Origin of the sequence: Thermus thermophilus HB8 (genome assembly GCF_000091545.1) — a bacterium.
In the GTDB taxonomy this organism is placed as follows: domain Bacteria; phylum Deinococcota; class Deinococci; order Deinococcales; family Thermaceae; genus Thermus; species Thermus thermophilus.
In genome coordinates, this window is the sequence record NC_006461.1 from 961,786 (window position 1) to 981,187 (window position 19,402).

At 67.0% G+C, this 19,402-nt stretch carries 17 protein-coding genes and 1 tRNA gene; 10 read left to right on the forward strand and 8 right to left on the reverse strand.

What is annotated here, in order from left to right; genetic code table 11:
* Positions 1-5: 5 nt before the first annotated feature.
* The 5 genes from TTH_RS05170 to TTH_RS05190 form a co-directional block, all read right to left on the reverse strand.
* Positions 6-2,750 (reverse strand): DUF1156 domain-containing protein, encoded by a 2,745-nt coding sequence (locus TTH_RS05170; protein ID WP_011228378.1) that lies wholly within the window; start codon positions 2,748-2,750, stop codon positions 6-8.
* A gap of 159 nt (positions 2,751-2,909) precedes the next feature.
* Positions 2,910-4,196 (reverse strand): DNA glycosylase AlkZ-like family protein, encoded by a 1,287-nt coding sequence (locus tag TTH_RS05175; protein WP_224065206.1) that lies wholly within the window; start codon positions 4,194-4,196, stop codon positions 2,910-2,912.
* A 92-nt stretch (positions 4,197-4,288) separates the two neighbouring features.
* A complete protein-coding gene (locus tag TTH_RS05180) occupies positions 4,289-5,509 on the reverse strand; it encodes an IS256-like element ISTth4 family transposase (protein ID WP_011227798.1) in 1,221 nt (406 codons plus the stop codon).
* The gene (locus tag TTH_RS05185; RefSeq protein WP_011228380.1) at positions 5,502-5,867 is read right to left on the reverse strand and encodes an AlbA family DNA-binding domain-containing protein; all 366 of its coding nucleotides are present in this window, start codon (positions 5,865-5,867) and stop codon (positions 5,502-5,504) included. The genes TTH_RS05180 and TTH_RS05185 overlap by 8 nt, the downstream gene beginning before the upstream one ends.
* A 32-nt stretch (positions 5,868-5,899) precedes the next feature.
* Positions 5,900-9,241, reverse strand: a complete 3,342-nt coding sequence (locus tag TTH_RS05190; RefSeq protein ID WP_224065207.1) for a helicase-related protein — start codon at positions 9,239-9,241, stop codon at positions 5,900-5,902.
* A 153-nt stretch (positions 9,242-9,394) separates the two neighbouring features.
* On the opposite strand from TTH_RS05190, the gene TTH_RS05195 reads away from it, so the two are divergent.
* The 8 genes from TTH_RS05195 (at position 9,395) to TTH_RS05225 (ending at position 16,282) form a co-directional block, all read left to right on the forward strand.
* The gene (locus TTH_RS05195; protein ID WP_011228382.1) at positions 9,395-9,622 is read left to right on the forward strand and encodes a hypothetical protein; all 228 of its coding nucleotides are present in this window, start codon (positions 9,395-9,397) and stop codon (positions 9,620-9,622) included.
* Between the two features lie 89 nt (positions 9,623-9,711).
* Positions 9,712-11,490: a hypothetical protein gene (locus TTH_RS05200; protein WP_011228383.1), complete on the forward strand. Its 1,779-nt coding sequence runs from the start codon at positions 9,712-9,714 to the stop codon at positions 11,488-11,490.
* Positions 11,487-11,822 carry a hypothetical protein gene (locus TTH_RS05205; RefSeq protein ID WP_011228384.1) on the forward strand — a complete coding sequence of 112 codons (336 nt, stop codon included), beginning with the start codon at positions 11,487-11,489 and terminating at the stop codon, positions 11,820-11,822. The genes TTH_RS05200 and TTH_RS05205 overlap by 4 nt, the downstream gene beginning before the upstream one ends.
* 1,758 nt (positions 11,823-13,580) lie before the next feature.
* Positions 13,581-14,363: a hypothetical protein gene (locus TTH_RS05210; RefSeq protein WP_011228385.1), complete on the forward strand. Its 783-nt coding sequence runs from the start codon at positions 13,581-13,583 to the stop codon at positions 14,361-14,363.
* Positions 14,360-14,746 (forward strand): hypothetical protein, encoded by a 387-nt coding sequence (locus TTH_RS05215; RefSeq protein ID WP_011228386.1) that lies wholly within the window; start codon positions 14,360-14,362, stop codon positions 14,744-14,746. The genes TTH_RS05210 and TTH_RS05215 overlap by 4 nt, the downstream gene beginning before the upstream one ends.
* A 60-nt stretch (positions 14,747-14,806) precedes the next feature.
* The gene (locus tag TTH_RS05220; RefSeq protein ID WP_011228387.1) at positions 14,807-14,986 is read left to right on the forward strand and encodes a helix-turn-helix domain-containing protein; all 180 of its coding nucleotides are present in this window, start codon (positions 14,807-14,809) and stop codon (positions 14,984-14,986) included.
* A complete protein-coding gene (locus tag TTH_RS11695; protein ID WP_256464034.1) occupies positions 14,976-15,107 on the forward strand; it encodes a hypothetical protein in 132 nt (43 codons plus the stop codon). Before TTH_RS05220 ends, TTH_RS11695 begins: the two co-directional genes overlap by 11 nt.
* The gene (locus TTH_RS05225; protein ID WP_011228388.1) at positions 15,107-16,282 is read left to right on the forward strand and encodes a site-specific integrase; all 1,176 of its coding nucleotides are present in this window, start codon (positions 15,107-15,109) and stop codon (positions 16,280-16,282) included. The genes TTH_RS11695 and TTH_RS05225 overlap by 1 nt, the downstream gene beginning before the upstream one ends.
* A gap of 77 nt (positions 16,283-16,359) precedes the next feature.
* Here TTH_RS05225 and TTH_RS05230 read toward each other — a convergent pair.
* Positions 16,360-16,434: transfer RNA gene (locus tag TTH_RS05230), tRNA-Val, on the reverse strand.
* Positions 16,435-16,575: 141 nt separating this feature from the next.
* Between TTH_RS05230 and TTH_RS05235 the strand changes: the two genes are divergently transcribed.
* Positions 16,576-17,433, forward strand: a complete 858-nt coding sequence (locus tag TTH_RS05235; RefSeq protein ID WP_008632430.1) for a sulfurtransferase — start codon at positions 16,576-16,578, stop codon at positions 17,431-17,433.
* Between the two features lie 2 nt (positions 17,434-17,435).
* On the opposite strand, the gene sdaAA is transcribed toward TTH_RS05235, so the two are convergent.
* Positions 17,436-18,290, reverse strand: a complete 855-nt coding sequence (gene sdaAA, locus TTH_RS05240; RefSeq protein ID WP_011228389.1) for an L-serine ammonia-lyase, iron-sulfur-dependent, subunit alpha — start codon at positions 18,288-18,290, stop codon at positions 17,436-17,438.
* Between the two features lie 34 nt (positions 18,291-18,324).
* Between sdaAA and TTH_RS05245 the strand changes: the two genes are divergently transcribed.
* Positions 18,325-18,903, forward strand: a complete 579-nt coding sequence (locus TTH_RS05245) for a response regulator transcription factor (RefSeq protein WP_011228390.1) — start codon at positions 18,325-18,327, stop codon at positions 18,901-18,903.
* Between the two features lie 43 nt (positions 18,904-18,946).
* Here the strand turns inward: TTH_RS05245 and rplS are convergent, their stop codons facing one another.
* A complete protein-coding gene (gene rplS, locus TTH_RS05250) occupies positions 18,947-19,387 on the reverse strand; it encodes a 50S ribosomal protein L19 (protein ID WP_011228391.1) in 441 nt (146 codons plus the stop codon).
* Positions 19,388-19,402: the final 15 nt, after the last annotated feature.

Genomic DNA, 19,402 nt, shown 5'->3' on the forward strand with positions numbered 1-19,402 from the left:
CCATCTCAGCCCTGCTCGGACTCAAAGAGGCCGCCCTGGCCGGGGGACCTGCCGCTCGTAGTGTCCCGCCAGCCGTAGAGGAGCCCCTGCAGGAGCTGTTTCTCCTTGTCCCCATCAGGGAGCACATCAACTACTGCCTGGGCCACCTTGCGCAAAGCGCCCTGGGGGAAGGGGCTTCCGCTTAGAAGCTTCTCCAGGCCCCGGCGGTCGCCCTTTTCCCAGAGGAGGACCGCCTTGTGGAGCACGTCCACCATGTTCTCGTGACGCTCCCGCTCCAAAAAGCCCCGGCCTCGCTCCTTGGGGCCCAGCACCCAGACGAGCCCCCCTTGCCTCTGGACGAAGCCTCGGCCGTCCCAGTACTCGGAAAGCTCTATGCCTACGCTCTGGGCGAGCTTCCTCGCCTCGTCAAACTTGACCCGGGCGTGGTTGTAGGCGAAGCGCCAGAGGACGTAGAAGCGGGCAGGGAGGTCCACCCCCCCAAGCTCGCCCTCCTCCAGGATCCGCTTCAAGGCGAACTCGCCCACCACCTTGCGCACGTACTCCAGAAGCTCGCCCACGGTCACCTCTTCGCCCGAGAGCTTCTCCACCCGGGCGTACTTCCCGAAGGCCTCCACGGCGGGGCCGATGGCGCTCATGAAGAAGTCCGCCCCCCGGATGCCCTCGTCCCAGAACTGGGCGAGCCTCTCCCGCACCCGCTCCTCAATCTCCCGCTGCACCTCGGGATAGAGGCCCACCTCGTCCGTGGTCCGCCTGCGGCAGACCATGTAGATGGAGGAAGCCAGCGCCGCCGAGTCTTGCGCCCTCAGGCGGGACTGCATCTCGGTGTGGATGGGCCAGGAGGCGGTCATGTAGAGGCCGGCATTCAAGAGTGCCTGGATGATCGCCTCCCAGGCTTCGGTCGTCTTGTGGGCGAAGACGATGACGGCGATCCCGTCGTCTTTGAGCACCCGGTGGATTTCACGGAAGGCTTGGGTGAGCCCCTCCTCAAAGCGCTTCTTGGCCGCCTCCATGCCGCCCGCCTTGCTGGCATCGGCCACGAGTTCCTCTGACTTGGGCGTGAGCGGCGTCGCGAACAGCTCTGGGTAGAGATCCCCTATGGTGCGCTTGAGCCAGAGGTAGAAGAAATCCGAGAGGTCCGCATAAGGCACACTGTCGTAGTAGGGCGGGTCGGTGAGGACGGCATCAAAGTGGGCGGAGGGGAAAGGGAGGGAGGTTGCAGAACCGTTATGGATGCTTGCTGCTTGATCACCCGAAAATGCTAGAGGCAGACAATAAAGCATGCGTTCCACCTGATCTAGGAAAGCACCGCTGTGGGCGACTATTGGGGTATTTTCCGCGTAATCCCAAGTCATAGGAAGGGCTTGACGAGCAAACACATCCACAGGACATTCTGCATCCGGCTTCCAACGTGTTAAAGAGGTGGTAAACATCAAAGTGCGATCTAGAGCCAACCCCAAATACGTCCCCACCGCCCTGGCGAACTCCGGCTCCGCGCCTTCCCGGAGCATCTCGGCGTGCGCTCGGCGGACCCTCTCGGCAAAGGTGATCAGTGCCAGCTTCTGCCGGGGGTTGAAGAGATCGCCCCAGCGAGTGAGGCCGTATCGCTGCACGCGGAAGCCAAGCGTTTCTTTAGGAGGCAACGGCTCATCCGGCACCGGGTCCATCCCCCACTCGGCCCAAAGCTCCTGGCGCTTGGTCTCCAGCGCCTCCCGGGCGGCGCGGAAGGCCTCCAGGTCCCGCTCGGTGGCGAGGCGGTAGCGCTTGCCGGTGGTACCGGGTTTGTGGAGGACCACGGCCACCATCCGCTCGCCCGCCTTCCCCTCGCGGAAAAGCCTGCGGGTGGTGCTGTCGTTGATGGTGCCGCCGCAGAGGGGGCAGCGGACGTTGGCCCGGGAGACGGTGCCCTCCTCGGGGTCAAAGTCAATGGCGCCTCCCTCCACGATGGCGAAGTCCACCCGCTTGGCCTCGGGGTTGGGGATCATCTTGAGGGCCACCCGCCTATTCGCCTTCTTGGCGAGCCAGGTCTGGCGCATGAGGGGGATCTCGGTGCCGCAGGCGGGGTTCTGGCAGGGAAGGGTCCGGGCCCAGATGTAGCCCACCGGGATGGAGCCGTCCTCGTCCTTGGGATAAAAGCGCTCAAGCTCCTTGCGGGCCTCCTCCAGCACCCACTCGCCCCAGGCCCTCACCGCCTCCACGAGGGGGGACTTTTCCTCTTGGGAGGTGGAGAGGATGGCCTGTTGCCCTTCCTCCTTACCCCAACCGGGCGGCAAGGGGATAAAGGAGACGGAGCCCGGCCGCCCGAACTTCTGCGGGTACTCCAGCACCGCCTTATTGAGGAGCACGGCCACGGGGTTGTAATCCACGGCGTAGGTCTCGCAGCCGAGGCGCAGGGCCTCCAAGGGGATGGCCCCGCCCCCGGCAAAGGGGTCCAGCACCCTGGGGGGCCTGCCACCGTGGGCCTCGAGGATGAGCCTGCGGGCCTTCTCCAGGGCAGGGTTTTCCCCCTGGACGGCTTTCCAGGGGGCGAGGCTTTTCACCAGGCCGAGGAGCTCTTCCCTATGCCGGGGGTCGTCCGGGAGCAGGGCCGCCAGGGCCGTGGCCCTCGAGGCGGCCAGGGGCCTACGGGCCCACCAGATGTGGAGGGTGGAGATGTGGCCGTGGCGGATGTTCTTCTCGCGAACGGAGTGCTCGGACACTTCCCTCAAGGGGAAGTCCACCTCAATGAGCCGAGGAGCGTCGGGTTTAGCCATTTTCCAAAGCCTCCTTCAGGAAACCCACCGGGCAGGGCAGGCCCGGAGGGGGCTGTGGTTCTAAGCGCCAAATCCTTCCCGTCCATGTTCGCACATCAGGCCAACGTTCAGGTGCACGCATTTACGTGCGGGCACGCAAAGATAAATGCGCGCTCGTATTTACGAGCGAAGCGCATACCACGTTCCCTTTCCGACACCATGGGGCGTCAGCTTCCCCTGCTCAACCATTCGTTTAAGCAGTCGAGTGGCCTGATAAGGTCCTATCCGGCAAAGCTCCGCCGCCTCCCGTCGTGTGATTCTCCCGTGGGCCCGCACGTACTCGAGAACCATCTGCTCCATTTGCTGGTGTTCAAAGCCCTTCAGGCGCACGTAGGCCGCCTCTTCCCCCAGCCGGCGATACGTGGAGGCCGAGAGGTGATACGTCCGCCCTCGCCCCGTGCCTCGCGCCTCGATCAAGCCCGTTTCCACTAGGCGCTCTAGCACAGCGCGGGCTGTAGCCTCCGTCTTCTGGATAAGCCTCGCGGCTTCTTTCGTGGTTAACTGTCGCTCCTGCCAAAGGCCGTTGAGAACCAGCAACTCGTCAAGTCTTAAGGGACGGCGTGCTTGGCCTTCCTCCACGATGAGGCGCACGAAGTTGAGGTTGGCCTCTCCCCCGGGAAGCACGAGCACAACGCTCTCGGGTGTGCTCTGCTCGTAGGAGGGGGCCGGACGCCCGTTGCGGAGCTGCTCCTCAAAGATGATGTCGATCCCCCGGCCAGTCCGTTCCACAACCCCAGCCCGCTTGAAGGCATCGGCCAGCAGAGGGTTGCGTGGCCGCGGCGGAGCGACGAGCAGGTTGCCCAAGTGAATCCCCTCCGGGAAGCCGCCGGGGTTCGAGATCTCGATGCGGTCCTCATGCCACTGAACGTGCACCGCGCCCAAACGGGTGTAATCGCGGTGAATCAAAGCGTTGGCAAGCCCCTCGCGGAACGCTCGCTCGGAATAGTTCGGCACACCAATCCTCATGAGCCCAAAGGATACCTCCTCTTCATGATTCCATGCTCGGAAGCGGGTTAGAAGCTCCTCCATGGTCCGCAAGAGTGGCCAGCGGAAGAAATCGTTGACTTCCACACGCGTTCCCCTAAGCACCTGGAAGGCCACCTCGTGGGTCGGGATGAACCGCTGCAGGGCTTCCTCCTTGCCGAAGAGCAAGAGACCCAACACACGAACCGCCCTTACCTCGTGATTGGCCTCCACGGCACCGAGGGCCTTGGCCAGCTCTACATCAGGCAAGTCCAGAAGGCTTTTGTCACCTTGGCCGCGGCTTTCCCGGATGAAACGCCGGAAGCGCTCAAACTCCAAGGGGTCCAGATCGCTCCAGGAAGCCCCCTGAACCGGTAGCGCTGAGTAATCCAGGGCTCCGCGATGGGCCAACGCCCCCTGCATCTCGTGGAAGTGGTAGGGCAAGCATTCCGGCCTTCCCGTGCCCCCAATAGCCCGCCGTTTGTAGATGCCCTCGGCCGTCCCTACGGGCATTGTTGCCGGTGGCACCGGTCGTGTCAAGGACTCTGTGTAAGAGTCTGTGTACGGGGGGCATACCGCTCCTGAAGCATCTTCTCCAGCACCTCCTTCACCTCCGAGAACCCCTTTAGTTTCCGTTCTGCCCACCTCCCTTCCTGCCTCTCCGACTCCAGGTAAAGAAGCTTGTACACCGCCTCTTCCTTAGGAAACTTGTGGTCCCGCACCTTCGTCCCCCGCCGTAGCTCCCGGATAAACCGCTCCATCAGGTTGGTGCTCCGCAAGTACGGCCAAAGCACCTTGGGGTACCCGTAGAACCGCAGGAAGGCCCCCGAATCCTGTACCCAAAGCCCCACCACCCCCGGGTACCGCGAACCCCAGGCGGCCTTCACCTCCTCCAATGCCCCAAGAGCTTCTTCCCGGCTCTCCGCCCCGTACACCCGCCTCAGGTCCTCCGCCAGCAGGGCCCGGTCCCGGGAGCGCACCTGGGACAGGCTCCACCGCACCCCGTGCACCACGCACCGCTGCCATTCCGCCTGAGGGTAGACCCTGCGGATCGCTTCAGGAAGCCCGGGCAGCCCGTCGGTGACAAAGAGCAACACCCGCCGCAGGCCCCGCTGCCAAAGCTCCCCCAGGACCCCCTCCCATCCCAGGGCGCTCTCCGTGGGCAAAAGCCAGAACCCCAGGACCCGCCTCTCCCCATTAGGGGCGATGCCCAGGGCCACATACACGCTTTCCCGTACGATCCCTTCTCCTTCCCTGAAGACCTTTAGGGAAAGCCCGTCCAGGTAGACGAAGGCCATCTCCTCGGGCAAAGGCCGGGTGCGGAAGGCTCCTGCCGCCTCCAGGACCTCGTCCGTCAGGGCGCTCAGGGTCTCGTGGGAGTAGCGGTGGCCCAGGAGCAGGCTCAGTATCTCGGCCGCCTTGCGCTGACTGACCCCGGCGGCGTACAAGGCCACAGCTACTTCCCCCACGTCCACCAGGCGGCGGGCGTAGGGCTTAAGGAAAGCCGGGTAATACCGAGATTCCCGATCCCTAGGGACCTTCAGGTCCACCTGGCCGAAGGTGGTCTCCAGCTTGCGGGGGTAGTAGCCGTTCCTGCGGCCTCCGTGCACCTGCAAGAAGGCCGTCCGGTCCAGCTCCAGAACCGTCTGCAAAACCTCGGCCACCGTCTCCCGCACCGCTTCCCTCAGCAAGATCCGCAAGGTATCCTGGTCCACGGGGCACCTCCTCGTTCCAAGGTGTGCCCCCCTATTAAACACGGACCCTTACACATAAATCCTTACACGACCGTGGCACCTCGATCACGAGCACAGGCTTGCCTTCAAGCTCAACCACCCAAACGCGGCAACTGAGGGAAGGACGCGTCCGGTTTGCGATCAAAGCCTGAATGCGCAAGGGATCTATACCCCCGGCATCCCGGGGACGGGCACCCGTCACCCGGCCATCATCCTCAACGCCAATGAGGACGTAGCCCATCTCTTGTGTAGGGCGGTTGGCCATGCATACGACCGTTTCCACCAGATCGTTTTCGGAGAGTTGCCTTCTCTCTTCCCCTTTGAACTCAAGGGTCAAGGCTTCGCCCCGTGCGATTAGTTCTCGGACTAGCTCCGGAGTCATTGGATCGGTTGCCCTCCTCTGGTGCCATTGGATTAGCTGCTCTCCGCCGCCTTCTTCCAGTCGTTGACCACGTAGCGCACCACGTCCACCACCTCTTTGGGCGCAAGCTTGGCCGCCGGGTTTTGTACCCGGTGGAGCACCGGGCGGGTGGCGGCGTGCTCCACGATGTAGAGCCAGTAGTCCTCCCCCAGGCGCTGAGCCATCACCCACTCGTTGGGGGTCAGGGCCACGGGGCCCGTGGCGGCCCGCGCCTTGACCTCAATGTAGCGAACGGCGCCTTCAGGGGACACGGAACGGATATCGTAGCCCAGGTTCTCGCGGGAAACGTCCTCGGGCGTCCACCCCGCCTCCCGCTCGTACCGCAGGGCCACCTCCATGCCGATGGCCTCCACCTCGGGGTCAGGGCGCATGGCCGCCTCCCCCTTGACAAGGGGCACCACCCGGGCCACCCCGAGAACCCGAGGGGCGGCCGCGGTGAGGCTAAGCTCCCGCCGAATCGCCTCCTCCAGCCTCTTCTTGCGGGCCTCCAGCTCCTCCTTCCGCCGCCTTTCGTTCTGGAGGGTGGCCTCGGGGATGTTCTCCCCCTGGGCCCGCCGGGTCTCGTACTCCAAAAGCTTGGCCTCGGAGTCCAGGAGCATCTGCTCCAAGGAGCGCAGGCCGTAGCGGCGCTTGACCTCGGCGTCCCGTTCCCGCCAGGCCAAAAGCTCCTGGCGGTAGGGCTCGAGGGCCTGCTCTATGGCGAAGCCCACCACCCTCCCCTCGTCCAGAAGGCCGCCGTCAAAGGAGGCCTCCCCGGGGGAAAGGGGCTTCAGGTCCCAAAGGACCGAAGGGTGAACGAGGCGGAGTTCCCCCGCTTCAGACTGGTAGACGGCAAAGAGGCGCTTGCCCGCCACCTGGTTTTGCCCGTCGCGGACCTCCACCTCCAAAAACCAGAGGAAGCCCTCGAGTTTCCCGTCGGGGTCGGCGAAGAGTGCCCCGCGCCTCAGCTCCCCTTCGGACCGGGAAAGAAGCCGCTCAATGATGGCCTCCAGAAGGGGATGCCCGGGGGCCACGAGGACCGCCTGATGCCTCCGGGCCAGCTCCTTGGAGAAGGCCAGCTTCCGGTACTCGGGGAAGACCTCGCCGTAGCGGTCCTTGAACTCCCGGGAAAGGTCCCGCAGCTCATGGGGAACGCGGGGGACGCGCCATAAGCCGTCCCCGCGCCGCTCCAGGGGCACGCCCAAGAACCTGCAGGCCCGCTCAAAGAAGCGCTCAATGTACTCCGGCACCAGGCGGTTCTCCCGGGCCCTCCGCTCCTCTCCCAGGACCTGGGTGAGGTCAATGTGGCGCACCGCCAGGGCCTCGAGGGCCGCCTCCCGCACCCGCCGGACCGCCTCCTGGTCGGGCACGGCCTCAATCTCGCAGACGATCTCGTCCAGGGTGCGCCGGTTGGCGATAGCCTCCACGATGAGTTCCTTCAGGCTCTTTCCCGGGAGCACCTCCCCCACCACGTCAAAGACCCGGTCGCTCCCCAGGGCCTCCTGGATCTCCCTGAGCTTGCGGAAGAGGGCCTCGAGGACCTTCCCCTCCCGGGTGTCCAGCGCCACCAGGTTGTAGATGTGCACTTCCTTGGTCTGGCCGTAGCGGTGGACCCGCCCCATCCGCTGCTCCAGGCGGTTGGGGTTCCAGGGAATGTCGTAGTTGACCATGAGGGAGCAGAACTGGAGGTTGATGCCTTCCCCGCCCGCCTCGGTGGACACCATCACCTGGGCCCGCTCGCGGAACTCGTGCTCGGCCCGGATGCGGGCGTCCAGGTCCATCCCCCCGTGGAGGGACACCACGGAGTACCCCCACCCCCGAAGCTTCTCCACGAGGTACTCCAGGGTTTCCCGGGACTCGGTGAAGATGAGGAGCTTTTCGCCCGTCTGCTGGAGCCTTTCGTCCTCCATCACCTCCCGGAGCTTGCGGAGCTTGGTTTCAATCTCCAGCCGCTCGGCCCGCCGGGCCAAGGCAATGAGCTCGTCCAGCTGGGCGATCTCGCGCTCCAGCTCCTCCCGGGTCTCGGCGGCGGTGAGTTGCGCCACCAGATCCTCTTCCCGCTTGAGGCGTTCCCATTCCTCCAGGTCCTCCAGGGCCTCCTCGTCTACCTCGCCCCGCTCCGCAAGCCACCGGCCCACCTCCAAAAGCTGGGCAAGCCGCTCCCGGCGCCTTTCCAGCGAGCGGCGCACGGCCCGCACGCTCGAGGCCAGCCTCCGCTGCAGGATGAGGAGCGCGAAGGCCACGTTCCGCTTCTCCCTGGCCAGGGCCTTGTTGTAGGAGGCTTCCACGTAGCTCGTGACGGCGTTGTAGAGGAGCTTCTCCTCGTCGCTCAGGTAGTAGGTCACCGTAAAGACCTTGCGGGGTGGGAAAAGGCGCCTCCCCTCAAAGTCCTTGAGGTCTTCCTTGAGCCTGCGCAGGAAAAGGGGGTTGTCCTTCCGGGCGATGGACTCGAGGAGGAGCTCCCGGGAGGCGAAGAAACCGGGCTCCAAGAGGTCCAGAAAGAGGCGGAAGTTCTCCGGGTCACCCCGGTGGGGCGTGGCCGTGAGGAAGAGGAGAAACTGGCTGGTGCGGGAGAGGAGCTCCCCAAGACGGTAGCGCTCTGTCTTGTGGGTCTTCTCCCCGTAGCGGTAGGCGGTCATCTTGTGGGCCTCGTCCACGATCACCAGGTCCCAATCGGCCTCGGCCAAGGAGGCGAGCACCTCGTCCCGCTTAGCGAAGTCCATGGAGGTGATCACCTGGGGATGTTCCCGCCAGACGTTGCGGCCCCAGTTGGCCTCCACCATCCCCCGGTCCACCACCAGGAAGGTCTCGGCGAAGCGCTCCTTCATCTCCCGCCGCCACTGGTCCTTGAGGTGGCCGGGCACCACGATCAGGGTGCGCTGGACCAGGCCCCTGTACTTCAGCTCCTTGAGAAGCAACCCGGCCATGATGGTCTTGCCCGCCCCCGGATCGTCGGCTAGCAGAAAGCGCACCCTGGGGTTCCGGAGGATGTAGAAGTAGACCGCCTCGATCTGGTGGGGTAGCGGGTCAATCTGGGAGACGTTCACGGCGAAAAGGGGGTCAAACTGCTGGGCGAAGCGGATGCGGTGCCCCTCCACCGCCAGGAAGAAGGCCTCGGGCGCTCCCCCAAAGTCCCGACCTCCGCTCGCCCGGAACCGCCGTAGGCTTCCCAAGTCCTGGATGGAGAGGACGCGGTCGTAGTACCCCTGGGTTCTCGTGCCCACGGCCTCGAGGCGGAAGAGGTCGCCCCACACCTGGATCTGGATAACCCGGACGGGCTCGGGGAAGCAATCGCCCTCGAGGACGTCCCCGGGGCGAAGGTCTTTCGGGTCTAAACCGAAGCCCATTGTGCCCATCTCCCCTGAAGGGAAGTATATCCACCCTCGCCTCCAGATCCGGCCGCAAATGACCAAGGACTCAAAAACCCCACCCGATCTGGCGGAAACCGAATGGAAATGCCAAGTTTCTAAAATAACCGCGCTTACGGCACCGGTTGCTAGGGTCAGGGTATGAACGAGAACGAGGGAAATCGGCCTCGGCTCTTGACGGTAGCGGAGTTTCGGCAGCTCGTTGGGGAGAAGCTCGTCGGGAGAGACCTCGCCTACGCATTGGCGAGGCGGCACGGCGTGCGGCTGGGCAAGCGCCTCCTCATCCCCATGCGCGTGGCCCAGGCCATCCTGGAGGGGCGGTTGGAGGAGCTCACGGACCAGACCCCCCGTAGAAACGGGGGGCGGTAGGAGGGCACCGTGCGCGGGAGGTTCCCTCAACACACACCCTACCAGCTGGCCCGGGCCTATGCCGTGTACGCCTGGATGAGGAGGTGGGCATGACCTTCCAAGACCTCCTCAAGCGGGTGGAAGGGGCCAAGCCGGAAACCCTCCCCGCCCTCCTCCCCGAGCTCTTCAGGGGCATCTACGAGGGGGGGCTTTTGGACTCCGAGGTGGAAGCCCTCTTCCTGACCCTCAAGAAGAAGACCGGGGTGAGCGTAGGGGCCCTCCGGAAGGACTGGGCCCGCTACCGGGCCACGCGGGACGCTCAGGCCCGGGAGGAGGAAGCGCCCCCCATCACCCCCGAAGCCCGGGAGGCCGCCCGGGAGCTCTCCGAGGACCCCGCCCTCCTTCACCGGGCCATCCGGACCATTGGGGAGCTCGGGGTGGTGGGGGAGGAGGAGAACAGGGGGCTTCTCTACCTGGCCCTACTTTCCGCCAGGACGGAAGCCCCCATCAGCGTCTTGGTCAAGGGGCGTTCCTCCTCGGGGAAGTCTTTCCTGGTGAAGCAGACCCTGGCCCTCATCCCCCCCAGGGGCTACTACGAGCTTTCCAGCATGAGCGCCAAGGCGTTGGTGTACGCGGATTTGGACTTCCGGCACCGCCACCTGGTGCTCTACGAGGAGGACGGGCTGAGCTCGGAGGAGGTCTTGTACCTGGTGCGCACCCTCCTCTCGGAAGGGCAAATCCGCTACCTGACCGTGGAGAAAACCCCCCAGGGGCGCATGGCCGCCCGGGAAATCGTCCGCCCCGGCCCCACCGGGCTCATCACCACGCTCACCAAGGGGCTCACCAAGGAGGACAACGAAACCCGCACCTTCTCCCTCTACATGGACGACAGCAAGGGCCACACCCTCCGGGTGGTCCAGGCCCTGGCGGAACGGGAGGCCAGGGGGGCCCTTCCCGAGGTGGACCCTACCCCCTGGCACGCTCTCTACGAGCTCCTTCCTCAGAAGGAGGTGGTGGTCCCTTACGCCCCGGCCATCGCCCGGCTTCTGGAGGCCCAGGACCTCCCCGAGGACCTGACCCGGCTTCGGAGGGACTTTGGCCGCTTCCTCACCCTGGTCAAGGTGGTGGCCCTCCTCCACCACGCCCGGAGGGAGGAGCGGGAGGGGCGTTTGGTGGCCGCCCTGGAGGACTACGCCCTGGCCTACCACTTGGCCGCGCGTCCCATGGCCCGGAGCGTCCACACCGTGAGCCCGCAGGCCCTGGCCCTGGCCGTGGCCGTGCGGGAGGTGCACGAGGCCAAGGTGGAGGAGGCCGCCGGGAAGAACATCCCCGAGGGAAGTGTGGCCGTCTATGTGAAGGACCTGGCCCGGCACCTGCGCTGGGCCAAGCGCACGGTGCAGAAGTGGGTGGACCAGGCCGAGGCCGTCGGGCTAGTGGACGTGCAGAGGGACGGAAACCGCCTGGCCATCCGCCCCGTGGAGGGGGCCCCCTTAGAGGAGGCCGCCTTCCGGCTCCTCCCCGAGCCCGAGCGGTTGGCCCGGGAGCTGGGGGAGGGGGGAAGCTACGTGCACCCCCTCACCGGGGAAACGTGCGTGCTCTTTCTCCCCCAAACCGCGTGCGCGTTCCCCTCAAAAACCGAGGAAAACGCCCTCCAGTACGAGGAAAACCAACGCGCACGCCATGCGCACGACCGCGCACGCCCCCCCGAGGAACGCCCTTCTGGAGAGGAAAAACCCCGTGCGCGTTCGGAAGTGGCTTCCCCATCGCAAGGACCGGAAGAACGCGCACGCGCCCTGGCGGAGGTGGCCCAAGGGCTTGGGGGGCGCGTCTTTCGCATCACCGCCCCCCGCCCCCGGCCCGAGGAAGACGAGGTGGAGGTGGAGCTGTGAGCCCATGGCGGAAGCTCATCACCCTGGCCCCGGCCTTGGCCGCCAAGGTGCGCGCCATGCGCCCGCCCAAGCTCCGGGTGGTGGCCGATGGCCGGGTGCTCTACTGGGCCCTGGCCCTCCCCTCGGAGGAGGACCTGGAGGCCCACGCCGCCTGGCCCGGGCAGAACGCCCCGAGCCTCGAGGCCTGGCTGGTGGAGCGGCTGGCCTTCCTGGAGGAGGCCTGGCCGGAAGTGAAGGAGGTGGAGCTTCTGGGGCTTTGGGCCGGAAACCCGCCCCGGCTTGAGCCCATCGCCCGGGCCCGGGTGAAGCGGCGTGAGGAGGTGGGGGCGTGAGGCGCGTGCGCGTTTTCCCGGGAACGCCGTCCTGGACGGGAGGGAGAACGCGCACGCACCCTGTGCCGTCCAGGACGGCACTCCTTTCCCATGCGTGCGCATCCGTGCGCATAGCGTGCGCGATGGTTTTGCCCGTGCAGGACGCGGTAAACCCCCCGTTAGGAGGGGAACGCGCACGCGCTTTCGGGGAGATAGCGCACGCACACCTGGGAGGGCAATTTTTGCGAAGGCGAACGAGGGGCAAAACGAAGATCCCCCGGGGGTAACCCCGGGGGCCTTTTGCCATGACCGTTCTCCACGCCGCTGGTGCGGTTAGCTCCACTCGCTCACGCAGTCAACTCTCACGCTACCTCTGTGCATCTCCCCCTTTCACGCGCGCCCGCCCAGCGGTTTCCCCCTGTACGGCCGGAGGAACGCCGTGGCTGGTCCCGTGGGCCGGACCGCGCCCTCCCGTACGGCCGGGAGCACGCCGTGGCTGGCCGTATGGCCGGCCTCCGCCGCCACGGTTAGACCCGTGGCCGCCACGCTCCCCCCTGTGGCCAGGATCCACCTCCTCCCGGAGGCTTCCCCCGGTGGGGGTAAGCGCCTGTGGTCGTGATCGTCAACGTCCCCTCGGGTACTCCACCTTCCCCTCGGGATCCCTCTCCCGGTTGTCGGGGCGGGAAAACCCCGCCCCCAAGTGGTGCCGAGGTCCATCTGCCGGTCCGGACTTTCGGCGTATAACGTATGCGCATCGTCCCCCAACCCACACCGCAGGGTGGACGCACCCCCACGGGAGCAGGCGGGGTTTAGCCTACTGATCCGGTCTCCCAGCCCGGTTCGGACGGGTTTTCGTTGGGCCCTCCCCGTTCCAGGGTACGGCTGTCCTACTCCCCCGCCCTACCAGAGCGCCCAGGTTAGTGGGGTGGCGGCCCCCTGGGCCCCCGGCCCGGGCCTTCCCGCGTTCGGCCGTGTGGGCACCTCTGGTCGTCCCAGAGGTGGCGGTTTATCCCCTTTACCGCGACACGCGCACCTGACCGAGGCAAGCCTCGGTAGCCCGTTCCCTACGAGGTTGCGGAGCTCGGGTAGGGCATGCGGTACGCGAGCGCGGGCGCCTAGGGTTCCTGCCTCGCCGATGGGAGGGCGGGTTGCCCCGCTACCCCTCCCACTTACACGCCGAGCTATCGGCTACCCCCCGGTTTCTCCCGCCTCCCAGCCGAAGCCAGGAGGGGGGTCCCCCAGGGTGGTTCCGAGCCCCCTCACGGAGGCCCATGCCGTGGCGTGCGGCGCCGTGTGCAGAGGGTACAGCTACCCGGTCGCCCGGGCGGACTCCCCCCTGCCCACGGGTGGGGTTTTCACCCACTCCCAACACGGCCAGCCGCCGGGTTTCCGGGGCCTACGCCCCCCCCGGCGACCCTTCCCGCGTCGCCCTTCCTCCAAACCCCCGATCCCTCGGGGTTGTCGCATTGGGATAGACCCGGACGTCTCTATCGCCCGGAGCCCCCCGTTGAGTGCCGCGCCAGCCCCCATTTCTGGAGGCACGCGGCTTCCCCGGCCACCGCCACCTGCCGCCACAGGCGTCGGCTTTCGGGCCCCGGCACCACCCGGGTTCGGGCCAGCCCAATGGTAGGGGGGAGGGCGCCGAAGGCGAAAAAACTGCCCGGCGGGTACGCAACCTCATTTGGTTTGACTAACCGCCTAAAAACCGCCCGAAACTGCGTGCATGGGGCCTTTTTTTTATTTTCAACCCCCCCACGACCGGGGTGGCACCCTGGCCACATGACCAGGGATCCGGCCGACTACCCCCTCCTCAGAGGCCAGACGGCCCTCCTGGCCCAGGCCCTGCGCCTGGTGAGCCGGGACGGGTACCGGTACTGGCAGGTCCAGACCGCCCCCACGGACCGCATCCTGGCGGCCGTACGGCGGATCGACGAACTCCACGCCGTTCACCTCGACCGGGCCGCCCGGGCGGTGAGGCGCCGCGCCCGCCTCCCCGTGGCCCAGCTCCTCCTGGCCCCGGTGAGCGTGATGCGGCCAGAGGCCCCCCCTCCCACCTGGCCCATGCTCATCGTGGCCACCGCCCCCCTCCCCGGTGAGGAGATGCGGCGGGTGGACCTCAGCGCCAACCCGCGCGCGCCCCTCTACTGGGTGGCCTGGCGGGAGGGGGAGTGGAAGCCCACCTATGTCCTAAAACGGGATCAAAGGGGGCGGTGGACCTGGTTCCTGGAGGACGGCTTCTACCGGGCCCTCCTGGAGGAGGCCCTGGCCTACGCCGCCGAGGGGGACTGGAGGGCCCTCGTGGGCCACATGAAGACCCTGGGGAACCTGCCCATGTTCAGCGGGGTGTGGAGCCAGATCCAGGAGGTTCGCGCGCGTGTGCAGCGGCTCTGGGGGGACCGGCACCTCAGGGACCCCTCGGGCCAGTGGAAGGCCCCGCCGTGGCGGAAGGTCGTGGAGGAGTGGCCCAAGGCCCCCCTCTCCCCCATCGGGATGCGCCTCTACCCCGAGGAGCCCCCGAGAACCCTCGGGGAGTGGTGGGAGATGCACCGGAGGGGAGCATGAACGAGCGTGACCTGATCCGCCACCTGGCCCACGTGGCCCACCGCTACGCCGAGATCGTGGTGGAGGGAGCTGAGCGCCACCCCCACCTGGGGCCGCTCCTTGAGGCCCTTTCCGCCGCCACAGGGAAGGAGGATCCCAGGAGCCTCCCCCCCGAGGCCTGGGAGGAGGCCCTCTGGGGCCTCCTGGTCGAGGCCATCGCCGACCGCCTCGTGGACGGTTGGGACCGGTACGGGGCCCCCAGCGCGGCCCGGGATCCCGAGGGGGGATTCGTGGCCAGCGCCGAGGGGCCAGGGGAGCCCATCGTGGTTCGGGCCTCCACGAAGCGCGAGGCCTACCGGGAGGCTCGCCGGGAGTGGGTGAAGCGGCTCCTAAACGGTTGGTGAACTTCAGTAAAATCCCTCTGCTCCGTACCCCTCTTTGGGGTTCCTTGATACTCTCGAGTCGTGCAAGGAGAAGTCCTGACCGTGGCGGAGGTGGCCAAGCTCCTCCGGGTTAGCCGCAAGACGGTGGAAAAGCTCATCTACGCCAAGAAGCTCCACGCGGTGAAGGTGGGCCGGGTTTGGCGCATCCCGAGGGCCGCCGTGGAGGCGTTCTTGGAGGGGAAGGAGTACCGTGAACCTTAGGAAGCTCTGGTCCTGGCTTCGCTTCGCCAAAGCCCTCTCCCGGGGCCGGGTGGGCAAGCGGTGGGCCCTACGCCGGGCCCGGTGGCTTTGGCGCAAGGGAAGGAAGCGTAGGAGGTGGTGATGAGAAGGCGCGGCAAAGGGGGCGGAAGCGTCTTCTACCACGAGGGCAAGGGCAAGTGGGTGGCCCAGCTCACCTGGATAGACCCCGCCACGGGCCGGAAGGTCAAGCGGGAGAAGCATTGCGAAACCCGCAAGGAGGCCGAAAGGGCCCTGGCGGATATGGTGGTCGCCCAGGCCAAAGGGCTTCTCACCGACCCCTCCAGGCTCACCACGCGGGACTTCGCCCTGGACTACCTGAAGCGCCTGGAGCGGGAGGGGCTTAGGCCGAACTCCATCCGCCTGGCCCAGGAGGAACTGGCCCACGCCCTCCCCTCCCTCAAGGATCCCAAGGCCCACGACCCCCTGGGCCGCATGCGGCTCCAGGAGGTGAAGCCGGTCCATGTGCGGGCCGCCGTGGACCGGGTGGCGGAAGCGGGCTACGCCCCCCGCACCGTGGGCCGGGTGCTCATGCGGCTCAAGGCCCTCTTCCGGGAAGCCTTACGGCTGGAGCTTGTGGCCCGGAACCCCGCCGAGGCCGTGAGGTTGCGCCTTCCCAAGGGGGAGAAGACGGCCCGGGCCCTGGAGCCCCAGGAGGTGGCCCGGCTCCTGGAGACCGCCGAAGCCTCCCGGTCCAAGGACATGGCCCTCCTCCTCCGGCTCATGCTGGAAACCGGGCTCCGCCGGGGCGAAGCCCTGGCCCTGCAATGGCGGGACATAGACCTGGAGGCTGGGGAGCTTACCGTGTGGCGGTCCTGGACAAAAGCGAGGGGCAAGGGGGCCTTCTCCGAGCCCAAGACCCCCACGGCCAAGCGCAAGGTGCCCTTGCCCCGTGGCCTCCTCCTTCGCCTGAAGGCCCGGAGGGAGGAGCTTCTGGAAAGGCTCACCCCGGAGGAGGTGGACGGGCTCTTCCTGGTGGGCGGGGTGAAGCCCGTGGACCCGGACGCGTTCAACCACTACCTGCGCCGCCTGGCGGAAAGGGCGGGCCTTGGGCGGGTGAGGGTGCACGACCTTCGCCACACCTGGGCCACCCTGGCCCTCTCCCGGGGCGTGCCCCTGGAGGTGGTGAGTGAGCGGCTTGGCCACGCCAGCCCCACCATCACCCTGAATGTGTACCGCCACCTTCTGGAGGAGGAGCGCCGGGGGTGGGTGCTGGACCTGGAAGAACTCCTCTACCCCGCCCCCCGCGCCCAAGCCTGAGCGGATAGACCGGCTGATAAACCGGCTAAAGCAAATCCCCCCACGCTACCGTGGGGGGAAGCTTTGTGTTCTGATGCTGGTGGGCGGCGTAGGACTTGAACCTACGACCTCTCGCGTGTGAGGCGAGCGCTCTTCCGCTGAGCTAGCCGCCCGCAACCGCTAGATAGCCTAGCATGCCCCCCTCCCCCTGTCAAGCAAACCGGCGTGGCCAGGCGCCTTTTCAAAGGGCACATTGTGTCCTCCGCCCTTTAATATCCACAGGCTCAAGGGTATAGTGCCCCCGGGAGGTGGTTATGGGGTACGCCCATCCCGAGGTTTTGGTGAGCACCGACTGGGTCCAGGAGCACCTGGAGGACCCCAAGGTACGGGTCCTCGAGGTGGACGAGGACATCCTCCTCTACGACACCGGGCACATCCCGGGGGCCCAGAAGATTGACTGGCAGCGGGACTTCTGGGACCCGGTGGTCCGGGACTTCATCAGCGAGGAGGAGTTCGCCAAGCTCATGGAAAGGCTCGGCATCTCCAACGACACCACCGTGGTCCTCTACGGGGACAAGAACAACTGGTGGGCCGCCTACGCCTTCTGGTTCTTCAAGTACAACGGCCACAAGGACGTGCGGCTCATGAACGGCGGGCGGCAAAAGTGGGTGGAGGAAGGCCGCCCCCTCACCACCGAGGTCCCCTCCTACCCCCCGGGGCGCTACGAGGTCCCCTACCGGGACGAGTCCATCCGGGCCTACCGGGACGACGTCCTGGAGCACATCATCAAGGTGAAGGAAGGCAAGGGCGCCCTGGTGGACGTGCGTAGCCCCCAGGAGTACCGCGGGGAGCTCACCCACATGCCCGACTACCCCCAGGAGGGGGCCCTCCGCGCCGGCCACATCCCCGGGGCGAAGAACATCCCCTGGGCCAAAGCGGTGAACCCCGACGGCACCTTCAAAAGCGCCGAGGAGCTCCGGGCCCTCTACGAGCCTCTCGGGATCACCAAAGACAAGGACATCGTCGTCTACTGCCGCATCGCCGAGCGGTCCAGCCACTCCTGGTTCGTCCTCAAGTACCTCCTGGGCTACCCCCACGTGAAGAACTACGACGGCTCCTGGACCGAGTGGGGCAACCTGGTGGGGGTGCCCATCGCCAAAGGCGAGGAGTAGGGCTACGTCTTCTTCAGCGCCTCTTCCGCCAGCCTCCGGCCTGTGGGGGTGTCCGCCAAGCCCCCCAGGCCGGTTTCCTTGAGCTCCAGGGGGAGGAGGCGGCCGATGCCCGCCATGGCCAGGACCACCTCGTCGGGCGGGATCACGCTCCGGATCCCCGCAAGGGCCATGGAGGCGGCGCTCACCGCGTGGACGGCGTAGAAGCCGTTCCGCATCACGCAGGGCACCTCCACGAACCCCCCCACGGGGTCGCAGACCAAGCCCAGGGTGTTCTGCAGGGCCAAAGCCGCCGCGTGGGCGCAGGCCTCCGGGGTGCCGCCTAAAAGCTCGGTGACGGCCGCCGCGGCCATGGCGGCGCTGGAGCCGATCTCGGCCTGGCATCCCCCGCTCGCCCCGGCGATGTGGATCACCCGGCCGATCATCTTCGCCACCCCCCCAGCGAGGACCAAGGGCATGAGGAGCTCCTCGTCGGGGATCCCCAGGTGGTCCGCCACGCCCAGAAGGGCCCCGGGAAGCGTCCCCGCGCTCCCCGCCGTGGGGGCGGCCACGATCCGCCCCATGCGGGCGTTCTCCTCGTTCACGGCCATGGCGTAGGCCTGTACCCGCTTGAGAAGGGGGTCTTGCAGGGGGTCAGGGGCCTCCCAGAGGGTCTTGGCGTTCTTCCCCACCAGGCCCGCCACGCTGGGGGCATCGGAAGCGAGGCCCCGCCGCACCGAGTCCCGCATCACGGCGAGGCGCTCCCTTAGGCGCGCCAGGATCTCCTCCGCAGGCGTCCCCGTTTCCTCCACCTCCTCTGCGAGCACGTGCTCCGAGGCCCGGCCGGAAAGCTCGGCCAGCTGGTTCAGGGTAAGGGGCATGCCCTAAGTATACGCCGGGGCTTAGGATGGAAGCGTGCGCCTCCTTGTGGCGGACGACCACCCCCTCTTCCGCCTGGGGCTCAAGGCGGCCCTCGAGGCGGAGGGCCTCGAGGTGGTGGCGGAGGCGGGCACCGGGGAGGAGGCCCTGGTCCAGGCCCTGGAGAAGGCTCCCGACGCCGTCCTCCTGGACCTGCGCATGCCGGGGATGGACGGCCTCACCTGCGCCCGGCGCCTGCGGGAGATGGGCTACCGCGGCCTCGTCATCCTCCTCACCACCTACCAGGAGCCCGCCCTCCTCCTGGAGGCCTACAAGGCGGGGGCCGACGCCTACCTCTCCAAGGAGCTCTCGGCCCCGGAGCTCAAGCGGCGGCTTCTCCGGATCCGTCAGGGCGAGGAGCGGCTCACCGCCCCCGACATCCCGGCCCTCACCCCGCGGGAAGAAGAGGTGCTCCGCCTCCTGGCCGAGGGCCTTTCCACCAAGGAGATCGCCCGGGCCCTTCGCCTCTCCCCGGAGACGGTGCGGAGCCACCTGGAAAGCCTCTACGCCAAGCTGGAGGCCCGCAACCGGGTGGAGGCCCTCTCCCGGGCCCGGTCTTTGGGCTTCCTTCCCTAAGCCGAAGGGGGGCGGNCAAGCCGACCCCCACCCCGCGCTCCCTTTACTCCTGGGAAGCCTTGGGCTCCTGGGCCTTCTGGGCCTCCTCCTTGGCGGCCCGCTCGGCGGCCCGGTCCTGGTCAATCCGCTTCCGGTCGGCCCGGAGCTTGCGGCGGATCTCCCGGTCGGAGAGGTTGCGGATGAAGTAGAGCTTGGCCCGGCGCGCCCGGCCCCGCTGGACGATGTCAATCTTCTGGATGAGGGGGGAGTGCAGGGGGAAGATGCGCTCCACGCCCACGCCGTAGCTCACCTTCCGCACGGTGAAGGTGGTGTTGAAGCCGTTGCGGCGGATGCGGATCACGATGCCCTCAAAGTCCTGGATGCGGGTGCGGTTGCCCTCCTTGACCTTGTAGGACACCCGGACGGTGTCGCCGGGACGGAACTCGGGAAGGTCCGTGCGAACGTAGCGGGACTCCACCAACTTGATGAGCGCTCCTCGGTTCATGCTCCCTCCTTCCCC

Bases quoted from the DNA above. Each gene is read 5' to 3' on its own strand.
- TTH_RS05195 (WP_011228382.1), top strand. From the start codon at position 9,395: ATGAACGAGAACGAGGGAAATCGGCCTCGGCTCTTGACGGTAGCGGAG.
- TTH_RS05215 (WP_011228386.1), top strand. From the start codon at position 14,360: ATGAACGAGCGTGACCTGATCCGCCACCTGGCCCACGTGGCCCACCGC.
- TTH_RS05225 (WP_011228388.1), top strand. From the start codon at position 15,107: ATGAGAAGGCGCGGCAAAGGGGGCGGAAGCGTCTTCTACCACGAGGGC.
- TTH_RS05235 (WP_008632430.1), top strand. From the start codon at position 16,576: ATGGGGTACGCCCATCCCGAGGTTTTGGTGAGCACCGACTGGGTCCAG.
- TTH_RS05210 (WP_011228385.1), top strand. From the start codon at position 13,581: ATGACCAGGGATCCGGCCGACTACCCCCTCCTCAGAGGCCAGACGGCC.
- TTH_RS05170 (WP_011228378.1), bottom strand. From the start codon at position 2,750: ATGGCTAAACCCGACGCTCCTCGGCTCATTGAGGTGGACTTCCCCTTG.
- TTH_RS05200 (WP_011228383.1), top strand. From the start codon at position 9,712: ATGACCTTCCAAGACCTCCTCAAGCGGGTGGAAGGGGCCAAGCCGGAA.
- sdaAA (WP_011228389.1), bottom strand. From the start codon at position 18,290: ATGCCCCTTACCCTGAACCAGCTGGCCGAGCTTTCCGGCCGGGCCTCG.
- TTH_RS05185 (WP_011228380.1), bottom strand. From the start codon at position 5,867: ATGACTCCGGAGCTAGTCCGAGAACTAATCGCACGGGGCGAAGCCTTG.
- rplS (WP_011228391.1), bottom strand. From the start codon at position 19,387: ATGAACCGAGGAGCGCTCATCAAGTTGGTGGAGTCCCGCTACGTTCGC.
- TTH_RS05190 (WP_224065207.1), bottom strand. From the start codon at position 9,241: ATGGGCACAATGGGCTTCGGTTTAGACCCGAAAGACCTTCGCCCCGGG.